This is a genomic window from Lactobacillus sp. W8093, assembly GCF_016100925.1.
GTDB classification, from domain to species: domain Bacteria; phylum Bacillota; class Bacilli; order Lactobacillales; family Lactobacillaceae; genus Lactobacillus; species Lactobacillus helsingborgensis.
In genome coordinates this window covers 70,940-82,808 of record NZ_JACFRL010000010.1, presented here as the reverse complement: position 1 = coordinate 82,808, position 11,869 = coordinate 70,940, and the positions used below count along the sequence as shown (strand labels likewise).

The 11,869-nt window shown below is 35.9% G+C and carries 7 protein-coding genes; 1 reads left to right on the top strand and 6 read right to left on the bottom strand.

Annotated features, from left to right (window positions below; genetic code table 11):
* Window positions 1-127: 127 nt before the first annotated feature.
* The 5 genes from H3T47_RS07840 to H3T47_RS09435 all read right to left on the bottom strand — a co-directional run bounded on the left by H3T47_RS07840 (window position 128) and on the right by H3T47_RS09435 (window position 9,714).
* Window positions 128-3,280, bottom strand: a complete 3,153-nt coding sequence (locus H3T47_RS07840) for a MucBP domain-containing protein (RefSeq protein ID WP_199283104.1) — start codon at window positions 3,278-3,280, stop codon at window positions 128-130.
* A 154-nt stretch (window positions 3,281-3,434) separates the two neighbouring features.
* Entirely contained in the window at window positions 3,435-4,664 is a 1,230-nt protein-coding gene (locus H3T47_RS07835; protein WP_199283103.1) for a BspA family leucine-rich repeat surface protein, read from the bottom strand.
* A 142-nt stretch (window positions 4,665-4,806) separates the two neighbouring features.
* A complete protein-coding gene (locus H3T47_RS07830) occupies window positions 4,807-7,284 on the bottom strand; it encodes a BspA family leucine-rich repeat surface protein (RefSeq protein WP_199283102.1) in 2,478 nt (825 codons plus the stop codon).
* Window positions 7,285-7,467: 183 nt separating this feature from the next.
* Window positions 7,468-8,538, bottom strand: coding sequence for a hypothetical protein (locus H3T47_RS07825; RefSeq protein WP_199283101.1), 1,071 nt, complete (start codon window positions 8,536-8,538; stop codon window positions 7,468-7,470).
* A 156-nt stretch (window positions 8,539-8,694) separates the two neighbouring features.
* The gene (locus H3T47_RS09435; protein ID WP_370567587.1) at window positions 8,695-9,714 is read right to left on the bottom strand and encodes a MucBP domain-containing protein; all 1,020 of its coding nucleotides are present in this window, start codon (window positions 9,712-9,714) and stop codon (window positions 8,695-8,697) included.
* A 219-nt stretch (window positions 9,715-9,933) separates the two neighbouring features.
* Here H3T47_RS09435 and H3T47_RS09430 point away from each other — a divergent pair, with 219 nt between their 5' ends.
* Complete coding sequence (locus tag H3T47_RS09430; protein WP_370530337.1) at window positions 9,934-10,011, top strand: hypothetical protein; 78 nt, start codon at window positions 9,934-9,936, stop codon at window positions 10,009-10,011.
* A 799-nt stretch (window positions 10,012-10,810) separates the two neighbouring features.
* Here the strand turns inward: H3T47_RS09430 and H3T47_RS07815 are convergent.
* Window positions 10,811-11,764 carry a class A sortase gene (locus H3T47_RS07815; protein ID WP_046327728.1) on the bottom strand — a complete coding sequence of 318 codons (954 nt, stop codon included), beginning with the start codon at window positions 11,762-11,764 and terminating at the stop codon, window positions 10,811-10,813.
* Window positions 11,765-11,869 lie beyond the last annotated feature (105 nt).

The following is an 11,869-nucleotide window of genomic DNA, read 5'->3' as shown; positions in this document are numbered from 1 at the left end:
TCTTCTAAACTGCATATTAATATAAGTTTAGTATATGGCTGAGCTTATTAAAAGTCAAACTAAGCTAAGCTAGACCGAAAAACGTTCTATATTTAATAATATAGAACGTTTTTTTGTTAGAATTTATTTAGTCTTTCTTGCGGTTAAGCCAAGCAGCGCCTAAGGCGGTTGCCAAGGCTAAGCTGCCTAAAGCGAGCATGGCGAGGCTGTTGCGTTTCTCAGTGCCAGTTTGTGGCAGGGTGGTGTTACCTTGTGTAACTTTTTGCGAGTCATTAGTAGCTTTATTCAGCTTGCCGCTTGCCGCTGCCAATTTAGTTTGGCGCTTAGCTTGATGCCTTTCTTTAAGTCCTTTATTAGCAGTCTGATGATGCTTAACAGTTTTAGACTTTTTCGTTTTATGAGTTGGGATTGGAGTAGGCTCATTCTCAGCAGAGGCCGTATTATCCACTGGTGTAGTGGCAGTAGTATTGCCAGCACTCTTGCTGTAAACATAGGTAACGCTTTGCGGATTGTTGTTAAAGAAACCCGTTGCGTTATCCGGTCTGGTCTTTAAAGCATAGCCGGAAACCGTCTCAGCACCAGTAGTATAGCCATCGCCAATCCGACCTTGAACAACACGGTCAGGAGCAATAGTATTACCATATTCATCTTGGTAATGAACTGTGACTGCAGGTGCTATAGCAGCAGGACTGGTCACAGTTGTTCCAGTATTAACAGTGTTTGAACCATTATTGTTATCTGATTTGGTATAAATAAGGTTAACAGACTGTGGATCAGCAGCTAAAGCAATTTCTGGCACATTAGTGCTCTTTACGATGTTGTCATTATTAATTTGGTATGAATTAGGGGTATAGCCCTCAATGGATTTGAAAGAAATGGGCACATGATCGCCAACTACGCTAGTAGTGGTATCCTTAGGGAAGTTTTCAGGATTGGTGCCGGGGATTTCAACCAGTTCACCATTATCGGCTTTATACTTGTAGTAAACGGTCACCGGCTTTGCTTTTACTGGAGTAGGGGGTGTTGTTGAGTTTTTTGTGTAGACCAAAGTAATATCTTGCGGATCAGAGATAAATGCTTTTATATCAGAATTCTTGTTTTCTTTGAACTTGTAGCCAGCAATTTCCCTGCTGGTGTCAACAGTTACCGGGTCTGAAATATTGCCAAAGAGATATTCATCAGGAACTAACTGGTTGTCATTTTCATCTTGGCGATGAACAGTAACAGTACCACCAGTATATCTAACGTAAGTGTCATGGTCTCTGTCTCCTTGGTATTTAGTCATGAAATCGGCTGAAGACCAATGATTAGCACCTTTAGTCAGAGAGCCATTGCCTTCTCCCATGTTTACCCACGTACCTGATAAATTATTTAATCCAATGGAGTCAATAAACTTAAAGTCTTTGCCTAAAGTTAGCTTAGTTAAGCTGGAACAAGAACTGAACATGTCCTTCATTTCGGTATTAGCTGCAACTTTAAAACTGGATAGGTCTACACTAGTTAAAGCTGCATCGCCACTGAACATTGAAGAATAGGAAGTAACATTATCAGTGTTGAGACTTGAAAGGTCCAATGCAGTCAATTTAGGGCAGTTCGAAAACATTTGTTCCATATTCGTTACTTGCGAAGTATCTAAATTACTTGAGCCTTTTATTGTAGCTAAATTCTTCAGGTTCTTAAAAAGTCCGTTGGCGCTACCTATAATTTTAATATTTGCATTAAGATCAATTTCTTTAATCTCATCAACATTTATGCCCTTAATGTTTTGGCTAATGCTAATATCTCGAGTGTCAAGTGCGTAACTCTTTTCTTTATTTTCTGAGTTAAAAATTTTATAACTTTCACCTTTTTCACCTAGCGATAAGACGCCATTATTGAAGGTAAAAGGAACGCCTTCCCAAGTGTTATCAGTTTTACTCTTAGAATAGACTAGAGTGATAGTTTGTGGATCAGAGATAAAAGCTGTGATAGTAGGATTTTGATTTTCCTTGAAGGTATAACCAGCAAATTCTTTACTGGTGTCAACAGTTACTGAGTCTGAAATGTTGCCGAAAAGTTTTTCATCAGGGATTTGCTTACCATCTTGATCAACTAGCTGCTTGCCTTCTTCGTCTTGGCGATGAACAGTAACGATGCCACCAGTATATCTAACGTAAGTGTCGTGGTCTCTATCACCTTGGTACTTAGTCATGAAATCGGCTGAAGACCACTGATTAGTACCCTTGGCCAGAGAACCATCGCCTTCCCCCATGTTTACCCAAGTTCCTGGCTGTTGAAGTGAGTTGTTGGGTCTACCATTGTTTGTAGTGAATTTAAAACCTTTACCTAAAATTAACTTGGACAAACTGGGAGTATAATCCTTGCTTAATACAAACATTCCCATCGTTGTAGCATCATCTGCAACAGTAAAACTAGATAGATCTACGCTAGTTAGGTTGGGATCGCCAGAAAACATTACATTAAAACTGGTCACATTGGTAGTATTAAAACTGGATAAATCTAAAGAAACTATTTTTTCACAGCCAAAAAACATTCGTAGCATGCTTGTTACTTTAGAAGTATCTAGTTTATCTAATCCATTAATTGTGTTAAGATTCGTAAGTCTAAAAAAAAGCATCTCAGCTGATCCAATGATGGCAATGGGAGCATTAATATCAATTTCTGCAATGTCAGATCCAGAAACATTGTCGATGTTGCTACCAATGCTAATATCTTTATTGTCTGAATTATTTATTGTATAGGTTTTGCCTTTTTCACCAATTGATAGTATGCCATTATTAAACGTGATAGGTATATCTTCCCAAGTACTTGAGATGGTAGTATTACTGTCACGAATTGCGTTAACAGAATCAAATTGTGCATGATCTGCTTCTTGCTTGTTAGCTTTTGGATCGTCTGTGGTGCTCGGGTCGATGGTATTGTCTGCAACGGCATCTGCACTATTTTCATTTGCTGTATTGTTATTAGCACCAGCCTGGACTTGTCCAGTTTCTGGAGCGCTATTTGAAGCACTGTTATTAGTTTCGCTGCTATTGGATTGACTATCGCTAGCTTGGTCAGTCGGGTCATAATTAGAAGCTGCTTCACCCTCAGCTTCATTTTGGTAGGTCAATTTAGTCTTGACTGCTCTTCTCGCAGTCTTCTTGGTGGCACGAGTGCCATTCTGATTAGCTGCCTTCACCGTCTGGGGTTTGGCATTAATTAAGCCTAAAGCAGCTGCGGCCACGCCGCCGAGCAATATTTTTTCTCCTTGCTTGTTAGCATTCTTATGTGTATTCATATAATTCCTCTTCTAAACTGCATATTAATATAAGTTTAGTATATGGCTGAGCTAAATCAATGTCAAATAACCATTGATAGACAAAAAATACTCATCAGTAAAATACTAATGAGTATTTTTTGATACTTAAATAAATATTGTACTTAAATTAAATTTATTTTGTACCGTAATTAGTGTACAAACCATAATCAGTACTACCATTATAATTAGCCATTAGCTCATCTGATGTCCACATATTACCGTTTGCATCTTCCCATGATCCCGGTGTATCAAGACCAGTATTAGCCATCACACATTTCTTTCCAAGTACAAGATTGTGTAAATTAGGTAAGCTTGCAAACATATTAAAATTAAAATTAGCGTGTGTCATATCAAAACTGCTAATGTTTAATTTTTGTAAATTAGTACATCTATAGAACATAAAATAGAATTGGGCTACTTTAGAAGTGTTAAAGTTACTTAGATCTAATTCATTCAAAGAAGAACAATAAGCAAACATTTGTCCCATTGAAGTTACTTTGGAAGTATCAAACTTGTCTAATCCCTTTATTGAGGTCAGTTTTGGACAATCACTGAACATAGCATTCATATTCGTTACTTTAGAAGTATTAAATTTGCTTAAATCAAGTTGGGTTAAATTAACGTCACCATTGAACATACCTGACATGTCAACAACATTTGAAGTATCAAAATTAGAAAAGTCCAGATTTGTTATTTTCTTACAGCCCTCAAACATATGTGCAACATTAGTTACGGCATATGTTTTATTTGGCTGAAATAACTTGCTTAAGTCTATATTCTCTAAAGCAGTACAATTAATAAACATAGAGTTCATATCAGTAGCGTGGGTTAGGTCAACATTTTCAAAACCGTTAATGGTCGTTAAATTATTATAAAATCTAAACCATTCAGCAGCAGAACCATTGATAACTAATTTTTTAGTAAAGTTGATAGTTTTAACTTCTAGTGTGTCATAGGTATACGATGGGTCATTCCAGTCAATGCGTAAAAGTTGTAAAGTATTTGGCACATTTGGCACATGCATGGTGTTATTAATGGTGCCACCACCAATTGTGAGTGTATGGGTAACAGTATCATATTCTACAGGTATTCCATCCCAAGTACCTGTTTCGATAGTATCACTCTTAGTAGCTTTGGTAGAATCAAATTTAGCACTATCATTTTTAACCGCAGGTGTATTATTTTTAGCCTGATAATTTAATTCAGCTTCTTTTGTATTAACACCATTGGTTGAAGGATAGTCACCATTCACGGTAGCAGCTTGAACTGGCTTTGTGGTTACACAAATCATGCCTAAAACTGCAGCTGCTATGCTACTAAATAGCAGCTTTTTACCTTGTTTGATAATTTTGTGTTTATTCATTTTCCTCATTCTTTCTTTAATAACATACACAATTCAATATTAGTATATGACCATATATGAGTTAAATCAAGACTAAATAAATATATATTTGTTGTTATTTATAGTAAAAACTCACCAGTATCTTGCTGATGAGTTCTCTAATTTATTTAATTTTCTTACGACTAAACCATGCTGCACCTAATGCGCCAACTAAAGTTAAGCTTCCTAGCGCAAGCAGAGCTAGACTGGAATGCTTATTAGTACCTGTCTGTGGTAAAGCAGCAGCTTTTTTACTTTTAGCAACGCTTGAAATGCCTTGCTTTTTAGACAAATTGCGACTTGCTGTTTGCTTAGTAGGATTTTTCTTTTCCTTTCTCTTTTTGTTCTGCTTAGGTATTTTAGTAGGGGTATTAGGCTCATTAATATTTGGTGTATTGTTTGTACCTATCTTAGTATAAATATAAGTTACATCTTGCGGGAAAGTGCTAAAGAACCCTGTAGCATTATCTGGTCTCGTCTTTAATGTATAGCCGGAAATATTTTTAGCCCCAGTAGTATAGCCATCGCCAACATAGCCGCTCAGTATCTCATCGGGAGCAATAGTATTACCAAATTCGTCTTTATAGTGAACAGTTACATCTGCTGCTTTAACTTTATTTTCGTTATTAACAGGATTTTTAGTATAAATAAAGTCGACGATTTGATCCTTATCGGAGTAGCCAACTGTTGCTTTATCAGTTCCAGGTTGTTTAACATAATCAATGTTAATTTGTTTAATGGTGTAACCAGGTATTGGTTTTGGAATAATATCTTTCTGATCACCATAAAGTACACCATCAACTTTTTCTGTCATAGGCTTATTATCTTTATCAAGAATGGGCTTTGTATCACCTTTTTCGTCCACAAAGTACAAATAATTAACCGTAATAGGTTTACCTGTTGCCCTGTCATAAACGAAGTAAACATCTTGTTCTTGATCAGTAAATGTGACTGTGGCTTTGTCAGTACTAGATTGTTTATCATTATTAACAAAAATGGAATTGATAGTATAACCATATATATTTCTAGTATTAATAGGGTCGCTGGTTTTACCCTTATCGCCGGCAACTACATAGTCATAGGACTTGCCATCTTTATCAAAAATTGGTTGTCGTTTTCCTTCTTTATCAAGGTATACGTAATGAATGTTTACAGGATAGCCATCATAGAACCTGATATAAGTATCGTGATCCGTGTCACCATTATAATTATTCATTAAATCGGTGGAAGACCATTTTTTACTCATTTGTGGGTTCTTTTCAGTACCAGTACCAACATTAACCCATGTTCCTGGAGTATCAAGACCAACATTAGTATTAGTATCATTTCTGTAAAATTTGCAATTCTTACCCAGTACTAATTTTCTCAGATTAGGTAAATTATTCAGAGCATTCTTAATCCCATTAGTTTTTATAGCTTTTGACATATCAAAGCTAGCAATATTCAACGCTGTTAAATCAGTACATCCGCTAAACATATAATCCATATATTGCAGGCTATTAGTATTAAATTTGGATAAGTCTACTTTTTGATTTGCTGGATCTTCAGGATTGTCGGAACTTGGATAACTTACAGAAACTAAGTTTGAGCAGCCATAAAACATACCTGTCATATCGGTAACCTGAGAAGTATCAATTTTATCTGGTAAAATTATGCTTTTAAGTTTAGAACAACCCCTAAACATCTCTTTCATGGTAATAGTATCATTCTTATTAATATTTAAACCGATATTTAAGCCACTTAAATCTAAGCTAATTAAATCTTTAGGGTTTTTAAAACAGTTTTCAAACATGTAGGACATATCAGTTACTTTGGAAGCGTCTAATTTATTTATTCCCTCAACTGACCTTAGGCTTGAACAATTGGCAAACATGCCATACATGCTATATACATTAGATGTATTCAGGTTTTCTAACCCAGTAATGGTGGTTAAATTTGGTAAAGTGTCGAACATACTTTGGACTGTACCGTTAATGGTCAAAGGCCCCTCAAAACGTACTTCTCTAACTTGATTTCTATCTACAATAAGAGGGTCAGCAAGAAGATCACGACTCTTTTTTGCTTGTATGATACTAGTAGAACGATCGTTAACAGTATTAATAGTTTGATTGTTACCTTTAACAGTAAATATTCCGAGTCCAGGTTGATAAGTTACATCGACACCAAGCCAAACACCGGTTAATATGGTAGGATTTTCGTTATCTCTTTTGACAGCTTCTCCGAGTTTTTCAGTTTTTGCATTGTCTGTGGTGCTTGGAGCGCTGGTATTGCCTGCAGCTGCATCTTGATTACTGCCACCTGCTGGGTTGCTGCTTGCTGTTCCTGCATTATTTTCACTGCCAGCGGTTTGACTGCCGCTGTTTTGACCAGCAGGGTCATCATTAGTAGCTGTTTCACCTTCAGTTTCTGTATCAGTTTCATTTTGGTAGGTCAATTTAGTCTTGACTGCTCTGCTCGCAGCCTTCTTGGTAGCACGGTTGCCATTCTGATTAGCTGCCTTCACCGTCTGGGGTTTGGCATTAATTAAGCCTAAAGCAGCTGCGGCCACGCCGCCGAGCAATATTTTTTCTCCTTGCTTGTTAGCATTCTTATGTGTATTCATATAATTCCTCTTCTAAACTGCATATTAATATAAGTTTAGTATATGGTTGGCTTAGGCAAAAGTCAAATTCATTGTGATACTTAGCACATTGATAACAAAGAAAAAAATAATGTTCTAATTCATTTATAAATTAGAACACTATCTTTTTATATTAAATTATATTAATCATCAAAAATAATTGAATTAATCATATACGATGAATGGGATAATGAACCATCCACCTTCACCGTTAGAACCTTTATAATTAATTGTCATGTAGTGAGTGGTCTGAGGATCTGGAGTAATTCCAGTGATATCCCAAGTAACTGATTTGCCATCACTTGAAACTACACCAGCATTTTTCTTCCAATTGCTGAGGTAATATTTAACATAATGATCGTGTTGGACATCATCTGTATCAGCCACCCGAATCTTCATTGGTTTTCCGTCAATACCAATTAAATTATTATAACGGAATGTATAGAATGGTGTGCTTGATGAAAGGTAGTATCCATTTGAGCTAACGTCCTGATAATAAGCCTGTGTTAGGTTTAATTTTAAATTAGTATCTGAACCTAATGGGGAGAAGTCAGTAATACCATTATAAGAAATAGAAACTCGTGTTAACGAAGGTTTATTTGCTAATGCAGATATATCAGAAATAGAGCATTGTTGGAAGTTGACATAATCTAAGTTCTTTAGTCCCTTTATTGCACTAATATCGGATAGAGTGCTGTGCAATAATGCATATGCAGGCCCAAAGTGATCAATACTATAGTTAATATTTGGTGCTAAATCAATTGATACTAGATTAGTAGCGTACTCTAGACCAGTTAGTGATTTAATGCTGATTGCAGCTGCATAATAATTGGCATCATTTTCTGCAAGCTCACTGGTAACGCTTAGGTTCGTTAATTTAGCCAAATCATCTTTGGTAATTTTATCTACGCTATTTGGATTACCATATAAATTATAGGCAACTACTTGTTGTAAATTCTTATCAGGCATCCAAGCGTCAATAGAATCATCAGATTTGGTTGTTACCTTATTTTTAACACCGGTAGTTTTTGCTGAAGCTGGTAAAGTTGGCCACAAAGATTTCGATGGAAATGTTTTAGCAGTTTTCGTTAAACTGCTTGCAGCCAGTGTGCTTCCAGATACGCTGTCAGCCTTAACTGCATGTGGGCCACCAACAACTAGTGCCAGTGCGGCAGCAGTAATTCCACTAAATAGCAATTTCTTGCTTTGTTTACTTAGTTCTATGTGTTTATTCATAATTTTTACCTCTTAAATTATTAACCAATAACAATTTACACTATCATTGTATATCCATAATATAATAATTTCAAGATGTAACAACTATACTTTTCTAAAATAGTATATAAAAATACACTCAATAGAGTGCATTTATACTTTGATTTAGTGTAATTTTTATTTTCTATTCTTTTTGTTATAGTATATTAGCGTTAATCCTAAAATGCTAAACAACGATGCTAAACCTAGTATTAACAACAAAAACTGCCACTTCTTTTTTGCTTTTGTATGCGACTGCTGGGCTTTTTTCTTCCTATTATTAAGTGTTTTTATCTTATTAGTTAGATGATGGTATGACCTGTTTTTATATTTTGGTAAAGGTTTGTTATTAGCCACTTTTTTATTGCCGATAATATCCTTAGTATAAATATAGGTCAATTTCTGTGGCTTTTCCTTAAGGGTAATTGCTGTGGCATTTAGCTCGCCTTTAGTACTTAATCCGTTTAAATTTTTGGATTGAATAGTGTACCCCGGTAACTTTAATGTATGAACCATTTGCTGATCATTAACATAGCCACTTAGTATTTCATCCGGGGCCACTTTTTTGCCCTCAATGTCTTGATAATGAACAATCACATTCGAAACCTTTTGCCTATTATAATAGAAGGTAATTTCCTGTGGCTGATTATTTAGTAAAATAGCAACGCTGCCCGGATGATGAGAAATACCATTATGATCAATCTGATAACGACTAGGAGTATAACCTGAGATTTCCTGTGGCTTAACGATTTTTTGCTCACTAAAAACGCCGCTAATCGTAGTTGCGGGAGCAATGGCCTTACCATTTTCGTCTTGGTAATGAACGGTAATATCTGCTGCATTATTACGGTTATAAAGCAAAAAAATGTCTTGCGGTTGGGCGGTAATAGTAGTAGTTAGTGAACCTTGATTTAATGGCGTTTTAACCCCATTGACCAGTTTAGCTTCAATCGAATAACCGTTAAATGTAGGAACTGGAGCAGTACAGCTGTTATTAATGTCACCATACAACTTTTGTTCACAAGCAATTGTATTATCAGCATCATCTTTAAAATGGAAGGTAATGGGTTGTCCGCTAACAATTCTGAAGGGAATGATGTACCAGCCGGAAATCAATGGCTTTTGTGTAGCACTATTACTATTAAACTTAATAGTCATTGCTGCATTGCTATCCGGCTTTAAGCTTGTAAGATCCCACGTCACAGTTTGCTTACCATTAACTTGCCCCACATGTTCGTCCCAATTGCTGCAATACTGCTTGATGTTGTATCTGGCGCCGATATGCTTCCCAGTTTCGATCTTAATCGGCATACTTGCACCATTAAGATCTAGCAACTGATAAGGTCCAGAGGTATAAGAAAATGTTCCAGCTGTGATATGTACCGGTTCAGCTATAATAATCTGCTTTTTCAGTTCAATACTGCCACTTGCAAGCAATTGCTTATTTGCTTTTAAGGGTGAAAAATCACTTATTGCATTATATGACAGACTGAGTTGCATTAACTGCGGCTTATTTGCTAACGCAGAAATATCAGCAATGCTGCACATTTCTAAATTAACATGGGCTAGTTTAGTCAGGTTTTGCAGAGCCGAAATATCTATTAAGCTTGACCTGCTAAAAGTACGGTGGAGCCACTCATGATTAAGCTGCCGGTCAGGAGCAAGATTAAGTTTAACAAGATTAGTTGCGTATTCTAACCCAGCCAGTGATTTAAGCTTTAAACGTGACTGATATTCACTAGGGGAAATAACGTATTGCTTCCTGCCTTGAACTATAGTAGTTTCACTTGCTGCAATAAGATTAATTTCTGTTAAGCTGGCAAGGTCTTCTTTAGTAACTTGATCTAATTCCCGCCCTAAATTAGCAGCCACGATTTTTTGTAAGGCCCTATCAGGCATCCAATTGGAAATTGTGTTGGGGCCAATATCAAAATCATAATTTTTAGTTTTTAGTTCAGGTTCAGATGCCTTTTCTGGGCTGGCAGAATTTTGATTTTTGGTCGTCATTAGTCATCATCTTCTTTACTGATTCAATTAGCAGTAATTTAACATTTTTAATAGCGTTTACCTTTACGTAATAATGATTAAATAAAATTATTTATGTGAAAATCAAATATTAATATTAAGTATTAAAGTAACCGCAACCATATACTATCCTAATAATACCATCTTAACCCCAGTATAGCATGTATTTAAAAAGCTGACTATTTGAAATAAGTAGTTTTATTACCTTATATAACTGATGCTAAAGAGCTTATTTAAAAAGCCAGATACGAGCCAGCCGCCAGAAAATAAATAATATAAAAATAATATTAAAGGTAATGATTACTGTTCTGATTAAAGTCATGTTTTGGAAAAATTTAGGCTGTGCTTCTGCACGTACTTTAGTAGCCTTTTGAACTGTTTTGCGCCCATTGCTAGTCGTAAGGGTCACGTGTTTCTTTTTATTAATTTGCTTTGGTTTAGCAATTAATTCGCTAGCCGCCAGATTATGCTTAGTAGCCTTCATTTTGCCGATTAAATCACCTTGTGCAACAGTGCGGTGCTGTCCATACCCATACTTAGAAGTATTGAAATCAGAACAGGTAATAAGGGTAATCATACTCTTATCCTGCATGTTGTTTTCAACTTCAACTTGTGTAGGTTTAATGGCAAAAGAAATCCTTTTAATTTCATAAGTATAAATATGGTGTAAATCTGTCACATAAATGAGGTCACCGGGATGTGCCAGATGCAAATTATCTAAAACTGCAGGGCCGTATGAACCCATATAGTGTCCTGCAAGTACATAATTATTAGCACCGCCCATAACGCGATCGGGCAGGCAGGTAACAACACCGTATTCTAAATTTTGATTTTGATCACCATAACCGGCAAAGAGCGGATTGTGAATATTAACAGCAGGAATAGCAATGCGACCTATAGCATAGGCCTTAATTTGCTTTGCTCTCAGAACGCTGGCTGCACTGACTGATTTGGTTTTGCTGGCGTCATAACTTGTTTTGCGTTTTTTATTTATATCTGCTTTTTTCTGTGTTAAAGTGGTATTTGCTTTTTCCGCATTTTGCTGTACAACATAGGAGTTGCCAAATCCTGAACCGAAAAAAATCAAGGTAACTCCAATATAAAAAAGGGCACTTAAAAGTAAGACGCGTATTGTAGACCATACTCGGTCTTTTAATGAATGTTTTTGCTTTTTACTTGCCATTGAATTGTTTTCCTTTAAACTTATATAGTGCTTTCAGATACTATTTAAGTATAAATCGGTTTAAAGCACAATTATTTATCTTGAAAAGAAACACTTATAAAAAAT

What these genes read in the sequence shown, in the direction of transcription:
- H3T47_RS07825 (WP_199283101.1), bottom strand. Translation starts at nt 8,538, where the DNA reads ATGAATAAACACATAGAACTAAGTAAACAAAGCAAGAAATTGCTATTT.
- H3T47_RS07840 (WP_199283104.1), bottom strand. Translation starts at nt 3,280, where the DNA reads ATGAATACACATAAGAATGCTAACAAGCAAGGAGAAAAAATATTGCTC.
- H3T47_RS09430 (WP_370530337.1), top strand. Translation starts at nt 9,934, where the DNA reads ATGTACCGGTTCAGCTATAATAATCTGCTTTTTCAGTTCAATACTGCC.
- H3T47_RS07815 (WP_046327728.1), bottom strand. Translation starts at nt 11,764, where the DNA reads ATGGCAAGTAAAAAGCAAAAACATTCATTAAAAGACCGAGTATGGTCT.
- H3T47_RS07835 (WP_199283103.1), bottom strand. Translation starts at nt 4,664, where the DNA reads ATGAATAAACACAAAATTATCAAACAAGGTAAAAAGCTGCTATTTAGT.
- H3T47_RS07830 (WP_199283102.1), bottom strand. Translation starts at nt 7,284, where the DNA reads ATGAATACACATAAGAATGCTAACAAGCAAGGAGAAAAAATATTGCTC.
- H3T47_RS09435 (WP_370567587.1), bottom strand. Translation starts at nt 9,714, where the DNA reads ATGACTATTAAGTTTAATAGTAATAGTGCTACACAAAAGCCATTGATT.